Source organism: Halobacillus sp. AWM4_238 (genome assembly GCF_056158265.1).
This window is the reverse complement of record NZ_JBSWSY010000002.1, coordinates 2,604,419-2,626,571: the sequence shown is the minus strand read 5'-3', so window position 1 is coordinate 2,626,571 and position 22,153 is coordinate 2,604,419. Positions and strand designations below refer to the sequence as shown.

The 22,153-nt window shown below is 44.3% G+C and carries 16 protein-coding genes; 9 read left to right on the top strand and 7 right to left on the bottom strand.

What is annotated here, in order from left to right:
- Window positions 1-27 precede the first annotated feature (27 nt).
- Window positions 28-1,275, top strand: coding sequence for an aminopeptidase (locus ACXACN_RS13205; protein WP_474965027.1), 1,248 nt, complete (start codon window positions 28-30; stop codon window positions 1,273-1,275).
- Between the two features lie 40 nt (window positions 1,276-1,315).
- Here ACXACN_RS13205 and asnB read toward each other — a convergent pair whose 3' ends face one another.
- The 3 genes from asnB to ACXACN_RS13190 all read right to left on the bottom strand — a co-directional run bounded on the left by asnB (window position 1,316) and on the right by ACXACN_RS13190 (window position 4,984).
- Window positions 1,316-3,202: an asparagine synthase (glutamine-hydrolyzing) gene (asnB, locus tag ACXACN_RS13200; protein ID WP_474965026.1), complete on the bottom strand. Its 1,887-nt coding sequence runs from the start codon at window positions 3,200-3,202 to the stop codon at window positions 1,316-1,318.
- A gap of 106 nt (window positions 3,203-3,308) precedes the next feature.
- Window positions 3,309-4,454, bottom strand: coding sequence for a hypothetical protein (locus ACXACN_RS13195; protein ID WP_474965025.1), 1,146 nt, complete (start codon window positions 4,452-4,454; stop codon window positions 3,309-3,311).
- Entirely contained in the window at window positions 4,436-4,984 is a 549-nt protein-coding gene (locus ACXACN_RS13190) for a sigma-70 family RNA polymerase sigma factor (RefSeq protein ID WP_474965024.1), read from the bottom strand. Before ACXACN_RS13190 ends, ACXACN_RS13195 begins: the two co-directional genes overlap by 19 nt.
- A gap of 735 nt (window positions 4,985-5,719) precedes the next feature.
- Here ACXACN_RS13190 and ACXACN_RS13185 point away from each other — a divergent pair.
- The 3 genes from ACXACN_RS13185 to ACXACN_RS13175 all read left to right on the top strand — a co-directional run bounded on the left by ACXACN_RS13185 (window position 5,720) and on the right by ACXACN_RS13175 (window position 9,120).
- Complete coding sequence (locus ACXACN_RS13185) at window positions 5,720-7,198, top strand: phytoene desaturase family protein (RefSeq protein ID WP_474965022.1); 1,479 nt, start codon at window positions 5,720-5,722, stop codon at window positions 7,196-7,198.
- A 60-nt stretch (window positions 7,199-7,258) separates the two neighbouring features.
- The gene (locus ACXACN_RS13180) at window positions 7,259-7,432 is read left to right on the top strand and encodes a hypothetical protein (protein WP_474965021.1); all 174 of its coding nucleotides are present in this window, start codon (window positions 7,259-7,261) and stop codon (window positions 7,430-7,432) included.
- Window positions 7,433-7,593: 161 nt separating this feature from the next.
- Window positions 7,594-9,120: a BCCT family transporter gene (locus ACXACN_RS13175; RefSeq protein WP_474965020.1), complete on the top strand. Its 1,527-nt coding sequence runs from the start codon at window positions 7,594-7,596 to the stop codon at window positions 9,118-9,120.
- Window positions 9,121-9,190: 70 nt separating this feature from the next.
- Here the strand turns inward: ACXACN_RS13175 and kynB are convergent, their stop codons facing one another.
- From kynB to recQ, 3 genes are read right to left on the bottom strand one after another with little or no spacing between them, the layout of a single operon-like run.
- A complete protein-coding gene (gene kynB, locus ACXACN_RS13170; protein WP_474965018.1) occupies window positions 9,191-9,820 on the bottom strand; it encodes an arylformamidase in 630 nt (209 codons plus the stop codon).
- A 14-nt stretch (window positions 9,821-9,834) separates the two neighbouring features.
- On the bottom strand, window positions 9,835-11,115 hold the full coding sequence (gene kynU / locus ACXACN_RS13165) for a kynureninase (RefSeq protein ID WP_474965017.1): 1,281 nt from the start codon (window positions 11,113-11,115) through the stop codon (window positions 9,835-9,837).
- Between the two features lie 12 nt (window positions 11,116-11,127).
- The gene (gene recQ, locus ACXACN_RS13160) at window positions 11,128-13,269 is read right to left on the bottom strand and encodes a DNA helicase RecQ (RefSeq protein ID WP_474965016.1); all 2,142 of its coding nucleotides are present in this window, start codon (window positions 13,267-13,269) and stop codon (window positions 11,128-11,130) included.
- Between the two features lie 111 nt (window positions 13,270-13,380).
- On the opposite strand from recQ, the gene ACXACN_RS13155 reads away from it, so the two are divergent.
- The 4 genes from ACXACN_RS13155 (at window position 13,381) to ACXACN_RS13140 (ending at window position 18,354) form a co-directional block, all read left to right on the top strand.
- Window positions 13,381-14,316 carry an NADP-dependent oxidoreductase gene (locus tag ACXACN_RS13155; protein ID WP_474965014.1) on the top strand — a complete coding sequence of 312 codons (936 nt, stop codon included), beginning with the start codon at window positions 13,381-13,383 and terminating at the stop codon, window positions 14,314-14,316.
- Window positions 14,317-15,063: 747 nt separating this feature from the next.
- A complete protein-coding gene (locus ACXACN_RS13150; protein WP_474965013.1) occupies window positions 15,064-16,524 on the top strand; it encodes a circularly permuted type 2 ATP-grasp protein in 1,461 nt (486 codons plus the stop codon).
- A complete protein-coding gene (locus ACXACN_RS13145) occupies window positions 16,517-17,479 on the top strand; it encodes an alpha-E domain-containing protein (protein ID WP_474965012.1) in 963 nt (320 codons plus the stop codon). The genes ACXACN_RS13150 and ACXACN_RS13145 overlap by 8 nt, the downstream gene beginning before the upstream one ends.
- A gap of 23 nt (window positions 17,480-17,502) precedes the next feature.
- Window positions 17,503-18,354: a transglutaminase family protein gene (locus ACXACN_RS13140; RefSeq protein ID WP_474965010.1), complete on the top strand. Its 852-nt coding sequence runs from the start codon at window positions 17,503-17,505 to the stop codon at window positions 18,352-18,354.
- 37 nt (window positions 18,355-18,391) lie between these two features.
- Here the strand turns inward: ACXACN_RS13140 and brnQ are convergent, their stop codons facing one another.
- A complete protein-coding gene (gene brnQ, locus ACXACN_RS13135; protein WP_474965008.1) occupies window positions 18,392-19,711 on the bottom strand; it encodes a branched-chain amino acid transport system II carrier protein in 1,320 nt (439 codons plus the stop codon).
- Window positions 19,712-20,285: 574 nt separating this feature from the next.
- Here brnQ and ACXACN_RS13130 point away from each other — a divergent pair.
- Entirely contained in the window at window positions 20,286-22,142 is a 1,857-nt protein-coding gene (locus ACXACN_RS13130) for a cation:proton antiporter (protein WP_474965006.1), read from the top strand.
- Window positions 22,143-22,153: the final 11 nt, after the last annotated feature.

Sequence of the window (22,153 nt, the reverse complement as noted above, 5' to 3'; positions counted from 1 at the left end):
ACAACCATTGACAGGAGGATTGTACGAATGAATATGCCAAGTCAAGAAAACTTAGAAAAATATGCAGAATTAGCCTTACGTACAGGCGTCAACCTGCAAGAAGATCAATTGTTAATGATCAACTCAACGATTGCTGGAGCGGATTTTACACGAATCGTTGCACGGAAAGCTTTTGAAATGGGAGCGAAGGATGTACATATCAACTGGGGTGACGATGAGCTGACGCGCATGAAATACGAACATGCTGACCAGGAGACGTTGTCAGACGTTCCAGAATGGCAGAAGCAGCAATACACGTATTTTGCGGAGCAGGGAGCGGCCATCCTTTCCATTCGCTCGACAGACCCTGATCTTTTGAAAGGAATTGATGCAAGCAAAGTGGCAGCGGCTACAAAGGCGAGATCAGAAGCGATGTCCAAGTTCCGTGATTATACAATGAATGACCGAATTCAATGGTCGATTGTCAGTATTCCGATTCCTAAGTGGGCTCAAAAAATCTTCCCTGGTGAAGAGGAAGATACAGCAGTTGAAAAGCTTTGGGAGCAAATCTTCAGCATTGTCCGTGTGGACCGCGAAGACCCGGTAGCTGCATGGGAAGAACATAACCAAACCTTAATTAAAGCACGTGAATATCTAAATGAAAAGCAGTACCAGAAATTGATTTACAAAGCTCCAGGTACGGACCTCGAAGTAGCTCTTCCTGAAGGACACATCTGGAAAGGGGGACCTTCAAAGACGGTTGAAGGAAAAATTCAATTTAACCCGAACATGCCGACAGAAGAAGTGTTCACAGCTCCTCATAAATATGGAGTAGATGGAAAAGTTTCCAGCACGAAACCGTTGAATTACGGTGGAAACGTCATCGATAATTTCACCCTGACGTTCAAAGAGGGGAAAGTCGTTGATTTCACAGCTGAAGAAGGGGAAGAAACCCTGAAGCATCTTCTAGAAACAGATGAAGGTTCACGCAGACTGGGAGAATTGGCGCTTGTACCGCATGAGTCTCCGATTTCTCAATCTGGTCTGATCTTCTATAATACGCTTTATGATGAGAACGCTTCTTGTCACCTTGCCCTCGGAAAAGCTTATCCGAACAACATGACAGGCGGGTCAGATATGAGCGCGGAGGAGCTTGATCAACATGGCGTGAATGATAGCTTATCTCACGTTGATTTCATGATGGGCTCCGGCGAGATTGATATTGATGGTGTACTTGCAGATGGAACGACAGAACCTGTGATGCGTAAGGGCAGCTGGGCGATTACATTTGAATAAAAATATGAAAACCGGCAGCGCTCAAGCGCTGCCGGTTTTGTTATGCGTAAACGAGGCGAGCTTCTTCTGATTGTAGGTGCATGTCTTCTTTCTTAAAGTAGACTTCATACCATTGAAGAAACACGTAGACGGTCCAAATATAACGATGATGATTCCCATTCCCCTCATAATGGTCGTCCAAGTATCGGACTAAGACGTCGGTATGGAAAAATTCCTGCGCCGTTTCAGACGTTAATGACGTTTTCATTAAGTCATAGTATTTCTTCTGCCTCAACCAATCCCGGATGGGCACAGGAAAGCCTACTTTTTTCCGGTTCGCCCATTCATCCGGGAGTACTTGTTTAGCCGCCTCCCTCAAGGCATATTTCGTATCTTTACCATTTGCTCTTAACGAAGGAGCGAGGGAAGAAGCGACTTCCATGACTCTCGCGTCTAAGAACGGGACCCGTAGCTCAAGAGAGTGAGCGGAGCTCATCTTGTCAGCTTTTTGAAGGATATCACCCGGGAGCCAATGATGAAGATCGGCGTACTGCATTTTCGTCGAATCATTTGCCCCCGATACTTTTGCATACGTTTTTGACAGAAGGTCTGCCGGTTTGCAGTTCTGCCGGTAGACTGGTTTAAGAACTTCGTAAGCGTCTTTGGGATGAAAGACTTTCGCGTGTCCGATGAATTTTTCTTCGATTCTCTTTCCACCATTCTTCAAAAAGGTGGAGATTCTGTTGTTAGGTAGCTTGGTTGAAAGGTTGGCAATGGATTTACGAAGTGTAAACGGCGCTTTTTCATAGATTCTTTGTTCCGGACTGATTTTATACCAGTCATAGCCTCCGAACAGTTCATCAGCTCCTTCCCCTGAGAGCACGACCGTTACATGTTCTTTAGCCAGCTCACTTAAGAAGAAAAGAGGGACCGAAGATAAGTTGGCGTGAGGCTCGTCCATATGATATTGATTCAGTGGGACAGCCTGAAAAAAATCGTCCGCTGAAATCAACCGTTTGTGGTTTTCCACTTCTATTTTATGAGATAATTCTTCAGCGAGTGTTGTTTCATTGAACATCCCTTCATAATCTTGGAAACCCACCGAGAACGTTTTATGTGGTTTCAATAAGCTCGTCACATAACTTGAGTCGATGCCTCCAGATAGGAAGGATCCGACTTCTACATCACTGATTTTGTGGTGACGGATGGAATCCTCCATCGCTTCCTGAATCTTTCCAACAGCTTCTTTCAAGTCAGTCGTTTCCTCAGAATAAGAGGGTTCCCAGTAGCGCTGAACTATATAATCCCTGCCATCATGAATCATATAGTGGCCGGGAGGTAGTTTGTAAACGCCTTGGAAAAATGTCTCCTCCATAGCTGAATACTGAAAGGTAAGAAAAGGTTGCAAGGCTTCCGTGTTGAAGGACTTGCGGAATTCCGGGTAAGCAAGAAACGATTTAATTTCAGACCCAAACAAGAAGGAGCCGTTAGTCGTTTCATGTGTATAGTACAGTGGCTTGATGCCGAATGGGTCTCTGGCAAGGAAGAGGTGTTTATCGACTTTGTCCCATATGGAAAAAGCGAACATGCCTCGTAACGTTTGCAAAATCTCAGGACCGTATTCTTCATACCCATGAAGCACAACCTCACTGTCTGTCTGACTTTGAAACGTGTGCCCTTTCGAAAGTAAATCTTCTTTTAACGTTTGAAAATTATAGATCTCCCCGTTAAAAACCATCACATAACGATCATCTTCATTAAACATCGGTTGATTTCCATTTTCAGATGTATCGATAATTTTCAGTCTTTGAAATCCCAGGCTGATTTCTGTGTTCGTATAAGATCCTTGACTGTCTGGTCCACGGTGATGAATTTTATCCATCATGTCCTGGATGAGAGCATGATTTCCAACGCCTTTTTTATTGAATATTCCGACGATTCCACACATGGGAACTCCTCCTTCTGTATCTTATACCTAATATAAGGAAGGGAGGGGATTGAATCTCTCCTCTGGGCGGAAGCAAATCCCCGTACCCTTTTATTTTTTCTGTTGATTACCACCGAACATCCATGCCTTCAAATTGTAAATCTTCGTAATTTGGAACAACCGACGGGTCGACCCTGACGATATTCAAAGATTTCAGATCAAGAATGTCTTCAGCCGTACCTTTAAAGGAAGAATTAATCAAATTCAAGTACGTGATGGTTTGCAGCCCTTCTTTGACACGGCTCAAATCGTCGACGGTAGGACCGATGAAAGTCGCCTGATCCAAATAAGGAACCTCCTTTAATAACTCCCCGGGAATGATGGCTTGATTCAGCTTCAGAACGAACAGCGACTGCATCGCTTTAAAATATTCAATATCTTCGTCCACTTCATAGGTACCGCTTAAATGGGAAGCGTTAATTGTGAGATGTTCCAAATATAATAGATCGCGTTTGGTAATAGAATCTGGCTCTTTATCGAGTGACCTTGCGATGGAATTTAGAATCAATTCATCCATGACGACTGGCTGGTCAGGATTTTCGACTTTAATAAATCCACCATGGTGGGTATTGATGTTGTAATGTTCCTCAATAAGCGTGCCTTTTTCTGAAAGGTATAGAAGTGTAGCTGAACGTAATACGTCTTCTTCTGTCCAATCCACCCACTCGAGTTCTAAAGAAATTTCTATGTCCCCGCGCTTAAACATGTCCACCTTAGGGGGATCCTGAGTAAGACTAGAATTCTCAGCTTCGTTTTGAGAATTGAACACATATTTGCTTTCCAGCACCTCGAAATCTGTTTCGTTTTCCGTTTTTTTCAATCGATTGGATTCAACTTCAGTCCCGTTGAATTGGTCAATAACGTCATCCATTCGACTATTGCTGGGTCGATTAGCAATGAGTTCTTTAAGCTTTTCAACTTTTAAATGGGTCGGCATTCTAGGAACTGGTTCAGGTTGTGTTTCTTCTATTGGCTCAGATCCCTCTTCGGTTGGGGAAGAAGATTGTTCAAACCAGTCTGTCGTTACAAAGGTATAAAAGGATCCGCTCAGAACAATGAAAGCAAGAAGGACCGTAACAATCTTCGGAGCTGCAGGTAAACGGAATCTTCGTCTTGGCTTGTTTTTGTAGAATCGCTCTTTATCTTTACCTGTGAATAAAGGATCCTCCCCAATTTGACGGTTGATGGCTTCTTTTATTCGTTGATGATCCACGGATCTATCCCTCCTTCATCTGCCTTTTTCCTCAGCAGTTGACGTGCACGCTGCATCCTGGTCTTGATCGTGCTTAAAGGTGTGCCGGTCGCTTCCGCAATCTGTTTCTGCGTCATGTCTTGTTGAATCGTCAAAATGATGACTTCCCTATATTTGACGGGGAGGTGAAGAATGGCTTCTGCTAACTGATCCCATTGTTCCTTTCGAACGACCTTTTGCTCGGTAAAGGATGGATCTTTTTGTTCTTTCCATTTATCTGTAGCGATTTTAATACGGTGGAACGGGGACCGGAGATAATCTTTGCACCGGTTGATGGCAATCCTCATAGCCCACGTTTTCATTTGGGAGTCTCCATTAAATTTGTCCCACTTCCGATAGATCAACAACAGGACATCCTGAAAGATATCGTCTGTGGTATGGTGATTCTTTACATATGTAAAAATGGTTCTTTTCAACGATTCCCCGTATTGGTTCATTATGTACTCTACCGCTTCATCGCTTGTGAAATTGGTTTGGGTTTGTCCGGACACCAGGCCTTCCTCTCCTTTCTCTATCATTAGACGATAGTCCATTCCAAATGGTCTGTAAAAAAACAAATTTCTTCAATAAAATCCATAATTTATCCTAATCAAAAACACCCGATTGTGGAAGGTTCAGTTTCGAGATGTTTGTGTGAGTTTTTGGGCTACGGGGAATAGCTCGCTTTCCCCGGGAGCGCGGTGAGCACATAACGCGGTGCATCCTAAGGGCAGCCTTGTTTGGTTGAATTAAAGAATGTCGATTCCTGGTCATGGATACGGGGGCAGGGAAACGACAATTTGCAGTATTTTGAATCAGTCAGTAGAAAGACACACACGTTCGTGTCTCCATTCGTTTTTCGTGCGGACGTTTCACAGGCACAGTTTCCTCGCTTTTTCGTGCAGAACCTTTGGTTTTAACCACGCTATAACGGTGTGGGTGACCGGGTCTTATAACAGAAATAGTCAGGTTGCAATTAGAGGGGATTTCGAGAATCTCATATAGCAAAAGGGCGGAGGGAAAAGGTGAGACTCCTGTGGGAAGTGCGTGGTAGATGAGACCCCGCAGAGCGTTAGCTCGAGGAGGCTCATCACTCGCCCACGGAAAGCGAACCTTTTCCCGGAGCCGTTTAACTCCCATAAAAGTTTCGAAATCGAGTCTTCAAGAAACATGCCATATACGTGAAGAACATTCGTTATGCCTAAAAAAGGGGAGGTGGGGGAAAAGAAGAGGAGGGAGGTGAGCGGATGATTTATGATGTCGGAGTTGTAGGGGCAGGATTCGGCGGGTTGGCTGCTGCCGCTTCTCTTGCCAAACAAGGAATGAAAGTCGCTGTGTTTGAAGCATCCAATGAACTCGGTGGTAGCGCAGGAAAATTTGAACGGAATGGCTACCGCTTTCAGTCAGGCGCTACTTTAGGGATGGGATTTGAAGAAGGAGGAGTCCTCCATAGACTTTTTGATCAATTGAAGATTGATCCTCCCACGATGACATTGCTGGATACCATCATGGACATTCACATGCCGGATCGTACCATTCATTATTATCGTGAACGAAATCGTTGGTATGAAGAAATCCAAAGGGTTTTCCCCACCCACGCTTCTGCTGTTCAATCCTTTTATGATGAGGTGTTTAGAGTAGGAGCGATCGTGGACCGATTAACAGGAGACCTTCCTGTATTCCCACCAAGAACTTTAAAAGATTTCAAGCGTTCTGTTCCTTTAGTAAACAAGGAGACGTTGAAGCTTTTCCCTTTTATGAATCAGACTGTGGAGGATCGCTTAAGAAAATACGGTCTTCATCATCACCATCTTTTTCGCGTTTTTTTGAATGGTGAATTAATGGATAGTGTACAGACCAGTGTAGAAAACTGCCCAGCTTTTCTAGGATATGCAGCCCTTCAAACGTTTCACAAAGGCGCTTACTTGGTATATGGAGGACTTGCGTCAGTCGCAGACCGTTTGTCCGATTTTTTAAAGGATTCAGGGAGCGACCTATATATGCGTCATCCAATATTTACGATCGAGAAAAGCGGGGATCATTTTGAATTTCATACGAAACGTGATCAGGTATTCCGTGCCCGCAAGGTTTTACTGAACAATTCTGTCCATAATTTCCATGATACGGTATCAGAGGGAATGGGTAAACAATCCTATATTAAACCGTTAAAGGAAGAAAAAAGAGAGGCATGGGGAGCTTTCATTATTCACGGTGGTATAGATGGCAGGGTGTTTGAAAAGGAAGAAGCTCTGTACCATCAGTTTATCGATCCGAATCATCCGGATGATCTTCATGACGGGGGGCAGTTTCTATTGTCCTTATCTCACCCTGAAGACCAAACGATGGCGCCTGCCGGAAAACGGTCATTGACGATCTCCACTCATACATCGATCTCCCCATGGTGGAATTCAGACCAATATGAAGCAGATAAGGAGCATATGCAGAATCGACTCCTGGATACAGTGGACTATTACTTTCCTGGTTTTAATGAAAGTCTGGACATTGTACTCCCCGGAACTCCAATAACTTTTCAAAAATGGTTGAGAAGGAAACAAGGGAAAGTTGGAGGGTACACCCCTAAAGGAAAATACAGCTGGATCAACAGTTATTCTATTCGTACTGGCATTCCGAACGTGTACCAATGCGGGGATACAGTGTTCCCTGGAGCGGGAACACTTGGAGTTACATTGTCAGGTATGACGGCAGCTAAGGAAATCATGCGATGACTATGTGAGAGCAAATAGGGAATAAGAAGAGAAAAGCGATTGGAAAGGAGATGAGCTTCAATGTATAACGATGGAAGTAACCAAATGTTTGGATTCCAAACCAACCCGAATAACTATGATGAGTGTCAGCGTTGCGGGAAGCCGCTTCAAATAAAAGAAGAGAGGGACATCAACCTTTGTAAGGAGTGTCAGAACATACAGGAAGATCATAAAGTCGAGTCACCAAAGGATTGATAAAAAGCGATCTCTTCTGAGGGGGATCGCTTTTTATGCGATTTTTATATGAAATCATTTCCTTCTTAGAGGATAAAGGATATGTCTTTACACCATAATAAAATGAGTGGTAAAGTTGTACATTGTGCAATCACACAGATTTTGAATTAAAGGAGACAACTATGGAAAATAAAAATTCAGGCCGTATTGATTGGCCGGTATTTGTAATAAGTGGAGGATTATTAGTCCTTTTCGTTATTCTTGCACTCATTGATATTGATTTGATTGAAAAGATTGTTAGCGAAAGTTTCGCGTGGTCAGCTAAGTATTTTGGTGCTTTTTGGCAAGTACTTTTGCTTGCTACGTTCTTTGTAGGGCTATGGTTAGCTTTTTCCCGCTACGGAAAAATTCGAATGGGGGATATGGAGAAGCCGGAAATTGGTCTATATAAATGGCTATCCATCATCATGGCTACGCTATTGGCCGGCGGAGGTGTTTTCTGGGCTGCCGCTGAACCAATGTGGCACTTTTTGACTGTCCCGCCATCACAGTCCGGCGTTGAAGCTGGTACAGAAGCAGCCATCAATCCGGCACTGGCGCAAAGCTTTATGCACTGGGGATTCCTGGCATGGGCTATTCTTGGTACGATCAGTGCGGTCGTTATGATGTATGGTCACTATCATAAAGGAATGCCGATGAAGCCCAGAACGTTGCTTTATCCGATTTTTGGTGAAAAATTGCGCCACAGCTGGCTGGGGACGCTTATTGATGCTTTCTCTGTCATTGCTGTAGCAGCAGGGACGATTGGTCCAATTGGATTCCTAGGTCTGCAAGCGAGTTACGGACTTCAGGAAATCTTCGGAATTCCTAATCAGTTCAGCACACAGTTTTCCATTATTTTTGCTGTTGTAATCATCTCAACGATTTCAGCGGTCACAGGTCTATATAAAGGGATTCAAATTCTTAGTAGTTTTAACGTCCGTATGGCCATTGCATTGATGGCGTTTATTGTCATCTTTGGTCCGGGTGGATTTATCATTGACCATTTCTTGGCAGGATTCGGTTATTATGTGGATCAATTCATTCCGATGAGTACGTATCGAGGAGATGAAGGATGGCTATCTCTATGGACTGTATTCTTCTGGGGATGGTTCATTGGGTATGGTCCAATGATGGCGATTCTCGTCAGCCGTATTTCCAGAGGACGGACGATCAGAGAGATCATCGTTGCTGTATCTGTCTTTGCTCCTGTTATTTCTACGTTCTGGTTTACTGTCCTGGGTGGATCAGGGATCTACTTTGAGTTGAACAATCCTGGGTCTGTATCCAATGCATTGAATGAAGCGGGGAACCCGGCAGCCATGTTTGCCATTACAGAGCAGTTCCCATTAGCTAGTGTAATTTCTCCGTTATTCTTGATTTTAACGATTCTTTTCGTTGTAACGACGAGTGACTCCATGTCCTACACGATTGCCATGGCCGTTACTGGTGAAGGAAACCCACAAAGCTGGCTTCGAATTTTCTGGGCCGTATTGATGGGTACGATTGCTGTCATTCTATTGATCACAGGAGACAGTGGAATCACTCAGCTGCAAAACTTCATTGTCGTCACAGCTGTTCCTGTATCCATTCTTCTGCTGCCAATGATCTGGCTCGCACCAAAAGTAGCGAAGAAAATGGCGATTGACCAAAGAATTACGAAAAAATAAGATAGGCAACAAAAGTGCCCAGGAGAGTATCCTGGGCACTTTTTTATATTAATTTCAGCTACAAGGGCAGTTAAACGAGATCAGTGGTGCGTAGTACGGCACGTACGGGGCTGCCATCAGCTTGCTCCATTTTCAATGGAAAAGCAAAAAGCTCATATACTCCCGGCGACACTTGAGAAAGGTCAATCCCCTCAAGTATTAGGATGTCATTCCGGTAAAGGGTGTGATGACCTTGCAATTCTTTGCTCGTTTCAGGATCGACCGAAGGGGTATCAATCCCAATCAGGTCGATGCCATGCTCGTTTAGATACGTACCCACATCTTCACCGATGACTGTGTACGTTTGAGGAAAACGGGTGCGATCCTTCCAGCTCTCCGTATGGAAGAGTACTTTGCTTACCCCGCTCAAGTCTACATCCTCCAACAGTGTTTTAGTGATGGTTTGTTCACCTTTTACAGGAATGACAAGAGCCTTTCCTGAAAAGCGATCGACAGGCAGATCGGCGATTTTTAAGCCAGTGGAGTCATAGTGGAAAGGGGCATCCACATGTGTCCCGATATGGTTACTGCCTTTAAACTGACCAACGTTGACTGCCCCTGTATCTTCCATAGACCATGTCAGCTTGTATTCAAAAGGCTCGTCTCCTGGCCAGGGAGGGGTATCGTTATTCAGCAGCATCGTAATATCGATGAATTTCATTCTATCATCCTCCTTTATGCGATCGTGTCCCTTTCATTTTTAAACTGTTTTTGCTTCTCATTTTCCATGATGTCTTTTAATCGCAATACAACGTCATACACATCTTCGAAAGACGTATAAAAAGCGATGGGAGCAAGGCGGATGACATTGGGGGATCGGAAATCAGGAATGATCGCTTCTTGTTTTAAAGCTTTACAAATGCTTGCGGCTTCGTCATGGATGAGACAGACATGGCCTCCACGGTGTTCATCATTCAGAGGGTTGCCGATTCTAAAGCCGTATCCTGACATCTCCTGGTGAATGAGATCCATCAGTAAACGGGTGAGCTTCAGTGATTTCTCTCTAATAGGATGGATTCCTCCTGCTTCCTCAAAAAGTTCGAGTGATCCGATGAGAGGCGCAGAACTCAACACATGAGGCGTTCCGATTTGGAAAGCTCCTGCGGTTTCGGCAGGAGTTAGTTCGTGGCTCATGTCGAATTGCTTGTCTTTATTTGAGCTGAACCACCCTGCAAGCCCTGGACTTTTGCCGAGGTGTTTTTCGTTCACATACAATCCGCCGACCCCGCCGGGCCCGCTGTTCAAATACTTGTATGTGCACCAGACAGCGAAGTCCACGCCCCATTTGTTCAGGTGATGAGGGAGTGCACCGATCGAGTGGGCGAGATCAAAGCCGACGATGATGCCATACTCATGAGCGGCCTTTGTGATTTTTTCTATATCGAGCAGCTGCCCACTGCGATACAATACGGAAGGGATAAGAAGAACAGCGATGTCTGTGTCCATTTCCTGAATGATGGTATCTTCCGATAACGTATAGCCATCTTCGCTTTGGACACGAATCAGGTGTTCTTGTGGATCTAACCCGTGCCATTCGATTTGACTCTTCATAGCATGAATGTCAGACGGAAAGTTCAGTTCATCGGCGAGGATTTTCGTCCGGCTTCCTTCCGGCTTATAAAACGTCGCCAGCAACTGGTGAATGTTCGATGTAATGGAGCCGGTATTGATGACTTCTTCCGGTTTTGCTCCAATGAGAGGAGCGGTCAAAGCTCCGATTTTTTCTGACATGTAAAACCAGGGTTCTTCTCCGTCCGTCCATCCTCCAATGGCATGTTTCTTCCAATCATCCATGGATGTGGAGAGGGCTTTTTCAGAACGTTTTGAGAGCAAACCGAGGGAATTTCCATCCATATAATAAAAGTCTTCCTGGTAAAATTCGCGTTTAAACGGCTGAAGTGGATCGTTCTGGTCAAGGGCTTGTACATCTTCTCTAGTGATTACAGATTTAGTCATCCATCTTCCTCCTCATACATCAATTAAGTTATGCTTCACAAGGACAGCCTTGATCATAGAATAGGAATACCCTTCAGGTAGAGAATCTTTCAAGGGTTTCAGTTTTCTATCCTCCATCTGATCGTAGGTCTGTAAAATAGCACTTTCCTGCTCTTCATCAAACCATCGGTCCCAATCGATCTCATTGCCTTCTTTTCCAGCACGGAAAATATGGTTTTCAATCGTTTGGCTGCCTATTCCTCTTTCTTTAGCAATGTCTTTTACTTCATTTCCCTGTTTCCATAGGTCATAAGAAATGATGTGACTGGGACGTTCATCAAACGGATCTCTCTTTTGAACAGGAGGTTCAGTTGAACGTTTTGGTGTAGGTTTCTTGTCGGCAGTTTGTGCCCATGGTCGTAATTTCTCTAAAAACGGTTCTCCGTACTTCTCGAACTTTTGCTCTCCAATCCCTTTAATGTTCATCATTTCTTCTTTAGTTTCTGGTAAATAGATGGTCAGGTCCTTAAGAGTTGCATCAGAAAAGATGACATAAGGAGGGAGGTTGCTTTCATCGGCCAATGACTTACGTAACTGCCGCAATTCCTCGAAGTACGCCTCATTATATTCCGTTTTTTGTTTCTTCGTTGTGGATTCAACAAGCATAAGGACAGGCTGTTTTCCTTTTATGACAGAAACGGCTTCATTAGTGAGCTTTAATGAAGGATAGCGCCCTTCACCTGTAGACAAATATCCCTCTGCCGTCAAAAACTGAATAAATCGAGTCAGTTCTTTTTCTGTATAGTTCGGCATAATGCCATAGGTGGATAATTGTTGAAAACGAAATTGTTTCACTTTTTGGTCCGAAGATCCTTTGAGTACCTTGGCAGTCAAGCCAGCTCCAAACCTTTCACCCATGCGTTTCACACAGGACAAGACCATTTGGGCTTCTTTTGTCATGTCCTGTTCTTCACCATCATGGGTGCAATTTGTACATTTGCCACACGGTTCGGAATTTGTCGGGTCATCAAAGTAGTCGAGAATGTATTGCTGTAAGCAGGAGTGGGTGTGGCAGTAATTCACCATAGCCTGCAGTTTCGTATACTCGTCCTTTTTCTTTTCTTCATTTGGCGATTGATCAATCAAAAAACGCTGCAGGTTGATATCCTGGCTCGAAAAGAGCAGGACACAATCACCAGGTTCCCCATCACGGCCGGCACGACCGGCTTCCTGGTAATAAGATTCAATATTCATCGGCATGGAATAGTGGATCACATAACGGACGTTTGACTTATCGATTCCCATACCGAAAGCGTTGGTTGCAATCATCGTGGTGATTTCATCCTGAACGAAATCCATTTGCGCTTGCTTTCTTTGATGCTCTGTCATTCCTGCGTGGTATTTTCCAGCCGCAAATCCTTTTTTCGTTAAAAGGTAATGAAGCTGGTCGGCATCTTTTCGTGTCGCTGTATAAATGATGCCTGATTCATTAGGAATCTGAGTCAAGTATTCACTGATGAATTCACGTTTGTCACGGCCTTTAATAATACGAAAGGATAGATTGTCTCTTGCGAATCCTGTATTGATGACATTCGTATCTTCAACGTCAATCAACTCTTTAATGTCTTTGATTACTTCCTGTGTGGCTGTAGCCGTTAGTGCCATGAGCACTGGAAGGTTTGCGACCTTTTTTAATGTAGGAACAATAGACCGGTAGCTTGGGCGAAAATCATGCCCCCATTGCGAAATACAATGCGCTTCATCAAAGGCAATCAACGAAAGGGGGATGCTGTTGATCGCTGCCAAAAAATTAGGGGAGTCGAACCGCTCAGGAGCAACATACACAAAGGAATAGCGACCGGCTTCCATATCCCTCAGCCTTTGCTGCTGTTCTGTATGGGAAAGGGAGCTGTTGATGTACGTAGCGGCCACCCCATAGGAATGGAGAGCATCCACTTGGTCTTTCATCAAAGAGATCAAGGGGGATATGATGATCGCTGTTCCTTGCAGGGTGAGTCCGGGGATTTGATAGCAGAGGGATTTTCCGCCTCCTGTCGGCATAACGGCCAATGTGTTTTTATCATCCAAAACATGAGTGATGGCCTCTTTTTGACCAGGGCGGAAGGAGGAATAACCGTAGTATTGTTGGAGAATTTTTTCGGCCTGTTGAATCATCGTGATCATCCTTTTATACATAATCTTCTTTCTCCCACATCTTATCATGTTTCACGTGAAAACAGTGGGGAAAACTATAGAAGTCATACTTCTAAAAGGAGCGATTATAATATGAAGGCGATTGTCATTGAACAATATGGAGATAGAAGTCAATTAATAGAAAAAGATGTGGAGAAACCGGTTCCGAGTGAAAATCAGGTGATTGTTGAACTGCACGCCACTTCCATTAACCCCATCGACTGGAAGGTGCGTGAAGGGTACCTGAAAGAAATGCTGAACTTTGAATTTCCTATCATCTTAGGATGGGATGCAGCAGGAATCGTCTCAGAGGTTGGTTCTTCCGTAGAAAACTTCAAAGTAGGCGATCGTGTTTTCGCACGTCCTGATACGACACGCTTCGGAACGTATGCAGAGTACACAGCAGTGGATGAACACCTTTTATCCCACCTTCCTGAAAATGTCTCTTTTGAGGAAGCAGCAGTGGTCCCGCTGGCAGGTCTTACGGCTTGGCAGTGTTTAGTGGACTTTGGCGATATTAAAGAAGGGGATCATGTACTCATTCATGCAGGATCCGGTGGTGTCGGCCATTATGCGATACAATTAGCGAAACAAAAAGGGGCCTATGTAGCAGCAACTGCCAGCGGGAAGAACCAGGAGTGGGTAGAAAAGCTGGGTGTCGATCGCTTTATCAATTATAAAAAAGAGGACTTCTCAGAAGTGCTAAGCGATTGCGATATCGTCCTCGATACCCTTGGCGGAGAAATTCAGGAAAAAAGTTTTTCTGTCTTAAAAGAAGGGGGACGTCTTCCGTCCATTGTCCAGCCACCCGATGAAAACCTGGCTTCCAAACATGGAGTGAAAGCTGGATTTGTATGGCTCGAGCCAAGTGGGGAGAAACTGTCAAAACTCGCGGCCATGATGGAACAAGGAGACCTAGTTTCCGTCATCGGACATCGCTTCGACCTTAGTGAAGAAGGTTTACAGGAAGCCCACAGCGTCAGCGAAACCCACCATGCCAAAGGTAAAATCGTCATCAATATCAAATAGTCTCTACCACCCCGGACCAGGTCATCCCCAAGCGGACGACCTGGTCCCTCGTTTATCAAAAACCCCTTGTTGTTTCACAAAAACTCCCTTTTCGTGAAGACTCAGTTTCGAGATGTTTGTTGAGTGGATGGGGGCTGCGGGGAATGACTCGCTTTCCCCGGGAGCGCGGTGAGCCTCCTCGGACTGCGTCCTGTGGGGTCTCACCCTGCACTTTTTTCCCGCAGGAGTCTCGCCATTCCCCTCCGCCCCTTAAACATAGGAGGATCTCGAAACTACTTCCAATATTAGGTGCGTTCTATACGTATTAGGAGTTGTAAAAGAAAGCCTCCATCGTATGAAAGAGCTCATGAACGCTTGTTATAGAGCGCTTTTCACAATAGGTAGTGATGGTGGAAGAAGCTCCTTCCTAGTATAGGGGTTCGTTTCTCACAATATCGAATGGGGTGGTTGGGAAGCTGCGAGACTCCCGCGGGAATGGATTGGCTGGCGAGACCCCGCAGAGCTTTAGCTCGAGGAGGCTTGCCGTCATCCCCGCAGGAAAGCGAGTGGCTTCCCAACCACCCCTGACGCTAAACTCAGCAACGAACCCCGGAAAGTGTCGAAATTGAGTCTTCAACAATCTTGCCATTTACTTTCATAATCATTATAAGAATCGACATTTGATGTGTAAATTTTCTTACAATTTACGAGTGAGTAGAGTAAACTAAGGGTAAAGGATTTGTAGCAAGTAGAAATGGAGGAGAGGTCGTGCTAACTAACTATCAAACAGGTGTTTATTTTGATGAAATGATGGGACAGGGTGGAGAGCCGAAAAAACACTACCAATGGTTCTATCAACTGGTCAATCAATTTACAGAACGTGATTTGATGAAAAAGCATGAAACAGCTCAGCTCAACTTTCTTAGACAAGGCATAACATTCACCGTGTACAACCACACAGGAGGAACGGAGAGGACGATGCCGTTTGACTTTGTTCCAATCATCATTCCTAGACAAGATTGGGAAGAGATTGAAAAAGGGATGAAGCAGCGGATGACCGCGCTCAATCATTTTTTAGAAGATATTTATCATGAACAGGAAATTGTAGAAGCGGGAATCATCCCGAGAGAGTTGATAGAGAATAATCCTTATTTTTACAACAAACAAGTAGGCGGTATTAATATTCCATTAAAAAATCATATATTCCTTGCGGGTGTAGACTTGATTCGAGATGAAAAGGGACAGTACCGGGTATTGGAAGATAATTTGCGAAATCCTTCAGGGATGTCGTATGTATTCCAAAATCGGTATGTCATGAGACAAGTGTACCCTGAATTGTTCTTCCAGCATTCTATTGAAACATTAGAACATCAGTTGTCAGAACTTCATCAGGCGGTGACGAGCCACTTGCCCGCCAATGCAGACCCGACAAAGTCACCGACAGCCGTGTTGTTGACGCCAGGGGTTTATAATTCTGCCTATTATGATCATGTGTTCCTTGCTCAACAGATGGGAATTGAATTAGTAGAAGGACGAGATATGATTGTCAAAGATGATGTTGTCTACATGAAAACCATCAAAGGGTTGAAACGTGTGGATATCATTTATAGAAGAATCGACGATGATTTCCTCGACCCTGAAGCTTTCCGTCCTGACTCTGCCTTAGGGGTGTCTGGACTGCTCAGGGCTTATCGAAAAGGAAATGTATCGATACTTAACGGTATTGGCAATGGCGTTGCCGATGATAAAGCGATGTATGTTTATGTACCAGATATGATCCGGTTCTATCTTGGAGAAGACCCGATTATTCCGAACGTTGAAACCTACTTCCTCAGTGACCCTGAACGTCTGGATTATGTGCTGGAGCATATTCATGAACTGGTTGTGAAAAATGTTGGTGCTTCAGGCGGGTATGACATGTTGATTGGCCCACAGTCAGAAGAAAGCGAACGGGAAGAGTTCAAGAAGAAAATCATAGAAAATCCTCATCAATATATTGCTCAACCCACCATCAAATTATCAAGGGCACCTGCGTATCAGGAAGGTAGATTTTATCCATGTCATGTGGATTTAAGGGTATTTGTCATGAATGGTGAAAAGACGAATGTACTTCCAGGAGGGCTATCAAGGGTTGCGCTCAAAGAAGGTTCTCTAGTTGTGAACTCCTCACAAGGTGGGGGAGGAAAAGATACGTGGATTTTGACAGAAAGTGGTGATCACCATGCTTAGTCGTGTAGCAGATTCTCTTTACTGGATGTCTCGAAATATAGAAAGGGCCGAAAACAATGCCAGGGTACTCCGAGTCCAGCTTATCCATATGTTGGAGGCACAAAATCAGGAGTCAGCGGACCGGGACTGGGAAGAGGTAGTCGAAGTCTGTGCTTCCGCCAATGATTATTACAGTCTTTACGATCGTTTAGACAGGGAAACGCTGATCCAATACTTGACCATTAGTCCATTCAACATGAACTCTCTGATGAATTGTATGAACTATGCACGGGAAAATGCCCGTTCGACAAGAGATATCCTTCCTGAAGAACTTTGGGAAGTGCTGAATGCCTTCCATTTGGACCAAAAAGACTGGCAGGAGCTGCCGAATACGAGGCAGCATACCCAGGATTATCTAAATAAAGTAATTCATACTTCGATGACATCACAGGGCGTCATTGAATCCAGCATGAGCCGTGGAACTCCCTATACTTTTATTAAAGTAGGAAAGTGGCTGGAGCGCGCTGAGAAAACGGCAAGAATATTGAATGTGACTTGTGAAAAGAACAGAAAAGAAGCAGATGTTCCAACAGATCACTACTATTACTGGCTGACAGCCCTTCAGTTCTTAAATGGGTATGATGCCTACATTAAAGAACATCCACCTACAATGGAGTCGAAGCACGTCCTCAGCTTTTTAATTAAAGAAGGGACGTTTCCAAGGTCGATCCGATACTGTATGGATCATGTCTTAGAAGCGGTTAACAAGCTTGAAGGTGGGAAGGTCTCTCATTATTCTGAAGACCTTTTCCAAATGCTTGAGCTCATCCAGGATGAAATTACTCGTACGAACATTGAGGAAATGGATATGAATGAGCTGATGTCTTTTCTTGACCACTTCCAGGACCGTTGCATGACCCTCAGTCGCATGTTCTCACAAACTTATTATTTAATTGAACCTGTACACGCTAAGTAAAGGCTAACCAGGAGGAATACGAAGTGAAGTTCCAAATTGAGCATACCAATACGTTTTATTATGACAATTTTGTCGATCAGAGTATGAATCATATTCGCCTGAAACCAAGGACAGACGAATGTCAGCGGCTGCTCGCTTACCGTACTGAGATTACCCCAGGATCAATGACGAAAGAACACATTGATCTATGGGGGAATCATGTGGAAACGTTCTTCATACCCGAGAAACATGAACATTTGACACTAAAAACGACGTCGACGGTCAGTATACAAAAGAGTCCATTCATCCGCATGATTGATTGTTCGGATGAAATGCGTGCGATTTTCCACTCTGAGCTTTTCCGTCGTCACTACTTGGCTTATTTGAATGAAACACCATATACCTTCTTGTATAAAGAACAAATTGCAGAAATTATCAATGTGGTCGGTGATGCTAAGGATCCCATTCGGTTTTCCTTAAGGTTGATGGAATACATCAATCAATCTATTTTTTACGATACGACGACAACCCAGGTGAATACGAAGGCTTATGAATCATGGCCCCTAAGGAGCGGGGTATGCCAGGATTATGCGCACACGATGATTGGTGTGTTAAGGTCTCAGGGTGTACCGGCCCGTTATGTGAGTGGTTACCTGTATGTTGGAGAAGATTCAGCTTTAGTTGGGGATGCGGCTACTCATGCATGGGTGGAAGTGATGGTGCCAGGAATCGGTTGGATTGGTTTAGATCCTACCAATAATGTCGAAGCATTAGAACAACATATCAGAATAGGTACAGGCAGGGATTATGCTGATGTCAGCCCTCTTCAAGGCGTCTATCGAGGAGGCGGACAAAATCTTGACGTGAAAGTCAGTGTGACCCTTCTGGAGCAATAAAAAATCCCCCTCCATGTTGGAGGGGGATTTTCATGCATCATCCGTTCTGAAAACTTTCTTTATGGCGGGGTTGTCCTTTGAAGTAATCGATCATCAGGCCAATGACTCCCCCGGCAATCGCAGGTAATACCCAGGATAAATTCAGTTCGAACAAAGGCAACTGACTGATCAACGGCTCAATGGCAGAAACATCTGTACCGAAAGCTACGAGTCCGTCATACACTCCTATGATGGCAGTCAATAGAATGGCGCCTCTATATACGTAAGGAGAGTGATTGAAAAGCGGGCTCATGAAAGTAAGGGCAACAAGTACAATCGTAATCGGGTATACAAATACAAGGACCGGAACAGAGTATGCAATGATTTGATTCAATCCGATATTAGAGATGCCGAAGCTGATCAAAGATACGATAAGAATGACATGTTGATAAGTCAACCCTGGCACTCGTTTAGAAAAGAACTGGCCACAAGCAACCGTCAGCCCGATACATGTGGTTAAGCATGCAAGACCTACAATGAGACCAAGTAAAAGCGTACCTGTCCCTCCGTACATGATTTGTGCAGCTCCAGCGAGAATAGCACTCCCATTGTCATAAGATCCTTCCGTTGCCATTCTTGCTCCAATCCAACCAATGGCAACATACACTGAGGTCAGGCCGATCGCTGTCACAAGACCTGCTTTCAATGTCCGGATCGTCAATACTTTCGGATCAGTAACCCCTCGATCACGGAAAGATGTCACGACGATAATACCAAAAGCAAGAGAAGCGATCGCATCCATAGTCAAGTAGCCTTCAATAAACCCAGTAAAGAATGGTTGGGCCTGGTATTTTTCACCTGCTGGTTGAATGGCGCCATCAAGCATGAAAAAGCTTCCGACAACGAGACCAAGGATGGCCAAAAACAAAGCAGGGGTCAAAATCTGCCCCACACGATCTACAAGTTTAGATGGGTTGCGGCTAAGTAAATAAACGAGAACAAAAAATAAGACCGTGAAAATGAATAATGTCAGCGATTGTCCGTTTGTAAAAGGAACAATCCCTGTTTCAAAAGCCACGTTTGCAGCCCTTGGAATGGCGAAAAAAGGTCCAATGACTAGGTAGACCATTGCGGTAAATAACAACCCGAACATCGGATGGACTCGTCCAGCCAATTGAACAGCGCCATTACGAACAAGCGAAATAGCCGCTATGGTAATGATCGGTAAGCCAACACCGGTGATAACAAAACCCAAAATAGCCGGAAAGTAGGATGTTCCTGATTCAATACCGAGTGAAACAGGATAGATTAAGTTTCCAGCACCGAAAAACAAAGCGAACAATGTGAATCCGATGAATAGGGTGTCTCTTGCTTTCATACAGGCTCCTCCTCATAGATGTCTTTATATTTTGCGTAAAAAAAGCGCTCTTATCCAAAGATGAGCGGCAATAATCAAGGTTTCTCGCATGATTTTCATTGTTAAAAAGTGAATGAGATTAACGCACCGCCGTAATACTATCAATATCACACCTTTCTGTCAATTATTTTTTAGAAAATTTAAAAGGTTATGATTTCCATTCCATTTATTGTAGGAAAACCCCCACCAATTAACGTTTGATTGAACTATATGGCAGAATTCTGTACTCGATTTCGAGACTTTTGTTGAGTGGATAGGGGCGGAGGGGAATGACTCGCTTTCCGCGGGAGCGCGCTGAGCCTCCTCGGACTGCGTCCTTTGGTGTCTCACCAAGCACTTTTTTCCCGCAGGAGTCTCGCCATTCCCCTCCGCCCCTAGAACCACACAAACGTCACGAAACTGAGTCTTCCACAAACGGGAGCTTTAGTGGGAAGTTTTTTACAGACAATTTAGTTTACAGATGATGGAGAGGCATATAAAATATGTCTATATCACTCGAGGGTTGTACATACACCTTAAAGAAGGAGACTGTTCAATGATAGATTCGTTACTCTTACAACTGATGTTAGTAGGGTTTCTCGGCGTAGGATCACAATGGGTGGCCTGGCGATTCCGGTTGCCTGCCATTGTAGTCATGTCCATCGCTGGTCTTTTAGCTGGGCCTGTATTTGGCCTGATGAATCCTGAACAGGACTTCGGCGAACTTTATAAACCGATTATTTCTTTGGCTGTCGCAGTCATTCTTTTCGAAGGAAGCTTGAACCTGGATATTAAGGAAGTAAAAGGTTTGGGGCGCCCTGTGTTCAGAATCGTGACATTTGGTGCGTTTCTTAGCTGGATTTTAGGATCACTAGCCGCTCATTACGTGGCGGGTTTGTCCTGGGCGGTGGCCTTTACCATCGGTGGCTTGTTCATTGTTACTGGCCCCACGGTAATCCTGCCTTTGTTACGTCAGGCAAAGTTAAAACCACGGCCAGCTAAAATCTTGAAATGGGAAGGAATCATTGTCGATCCGATTGGTGCATTACTTGCGGTATTTGCTTTCGAAATTATCCTTTTCCTGACCAACAATGATCCTTCTACATTATTGTTGTTCTTTGCTGCATCAGCCTTTGCTGTCTTTCTTGGCTGGGTTTGCGGAAAAGGTGTCGGCTGGATGTTTGAAACAGGGTATATCCCTGAGTTCCTTAAATCACCAGCTGTCTTTGCTGTAGTCATTGCTTGTTTTACGATTGCTGACGAAGTCATGCACGAAACGGGTCTGTTGTCTGTAACAGCGATGGGGATGACACTTGCGAACATGCACATCTCGTCTATTGCGGATATGAGACACTTTAAAGAAAATATATCCTTATTGTTAATCTCTACAATCTTTGTCATGCTGACAGCTTCCTTGACTGTAGATACTTTAGTAGAAATCTTTAACTTTCAAATTATCGGCTTTGTGGCTTTAATGTTATTTATTGTCCGCCCATTGTCTATATTTCTATCGACCGTAGGGACTGACTTGTCCAAATCAGAAAAGCTGCTCGTGGGCTGGATTGCACCAAGGGGAATTGTCGCACTCACGGTTGCCAGTTATTTTGCGAGTGTTCTGTTGGAAGAGGGATTTGAAGATGCCTCGATTCTCATTTCCTTGACTTTTGCGCTTGTGTTTACCACCGTTGTAGCCCATGGATTTTCCATTGGGTGGCTTGCGAAAAAGTTAGGATTATCGATGGAGGGGCCTCCTGGAGTGCTTATTGCTGGTGGGAGTGCCTTTACAACAGGACTTGCTAAAACATTGGAAGACCTTAAAATTCCCGTCCTTCTAACGGACTCATCATGGGAGAGATTGTCCCGTGCACGTTCACGTGGGATCGAATCCTACCATGGAGAAATCTTGTCCGAACAAACCGAGTATTATTTGGATATGACCCCGTATGAGTATCTCGTAGCAGCTACAGAACTGGACTCTTACAATGCACTTGTTTGTACGACTTTCGTACCTGAATTTGGTCGGAACAACTCTTTCCAATTGAGTTTGAGTAATAAAGAGGGGGACGACTTGGAAGATCTTGTTCATACGATTGGTGGCAGAGTCCTTTTTGAAGAAGGGGCTTCCTGGGAAGAATTGAATGCTCGAGTGGAAAATGGGTATGTATTCCGTAAAACGTCAATCACAGAACAATATACATTCAAAGATTATATGCAGAATATGGACCAACACGCGCTGATGTTATTTGCGAAGCGAGCATCAGGAAAGGTTGAGTTTTTCACACCTGATATGGAGTATAAGGCAGAAAACGGGGATGTCATCGTTTCTTTGATGCCTCCTAGTAAAGAATTTGAAAAAATTCAGGAAAAGCTGGAAGGGCAGCGAAAAGGGAAAGAGAATCAAAAGAAATCATAAAGAAAGACGGA

What these genes read in the sequence shown, in the direction of transcription:
- recQ (WP_474965016.1), bottom strand. Translation starts at nt 13,269, where the DNA reads ATGATTCAACAGGCCGAAAAAATTCTCCAACAATACTACGGTTATTCC.
- ACXACN_RS13155 (WP_474965014.1), top strand. Translation starts at nt 13,381, where the DNA reads ATGAAGGCGATTGTCATTGAACAATATGGAGATAGAAGTCAATTAATA.
- asnB (WP_474965026.1), bottom strand. Translation starts at nt 3,202, where the DNA reads ATGTGTGGAATCGTCGGAATATTCAATAAAAAAGGCGTTGGAAATCAT.
- kynU (WP_474965017.1), bottom strand. Translation starts at nt 11,115, where the DNA reads ATGACTAAATCTGTAATCACTAGAGAAGATGTACAAGCCCTTGACCAG.
- ACXACN_RS13175 (WP_474965020.1), top strand. Translation starts at nt 7,594, where the DNA reads ATGGAAAATAAAAATTCAGGCCGTATTGATTGGCCGGTATTTGTAATA.
- ACXACN_RS13185 (WP_474965022.1), top strand. Translation starts at nt 5,720, where the DNA reads ATGATTTATGATGTCGGAGTTGTAGGGGCAGGATTCGGCGGGTTGGCT.
- kynB (WP_474965018.1), bottom strand. Translation starts at nt 9,820, where the DNA reads ATGAAATTCATCGATATTACGATGCTGCTGAATAACGATACCCCTCCC.
- ACXACN_RS13130 (WP_474965006.1), top strand. Translation starts at nt 20,286, where the DNA reads ATGATAGATTCGTTACTCTTACAACTGATGTTAGTAGGGTTTCTCGGC.
- ACXACN_RS13205 (WP_474965027.1), top strand. Translation starts at nt 28, where the DNA reads ATGAATATGCCAAGTCAAGAAAACTTAGAAAAATATGCAGAATTAGCC.
- ACXACN_RS13180 (WP_474965021.1), top strand. Translation starts at nt 7,259, where the DNA reads ATGTATAACGATGGAAGTAACCAAATGTTTGGATTCCAAACCAACCCG.
- brnQ (WP_474965008.1), bottom strand. Translation starts at nt 19,711, where the DNA reads ATGAAAGCAAGAGACACCCTATTCATCGGATTCACATTGTTCGCTTTG.
- ACXACN_RS13145 (WP_474965012.1), top strand. Translation starts at nt 16,517, where the DNA reads ATGCTTAGTCGTGTAGCAGATTCTCTTTACTGGATGTCTCGAAATATA.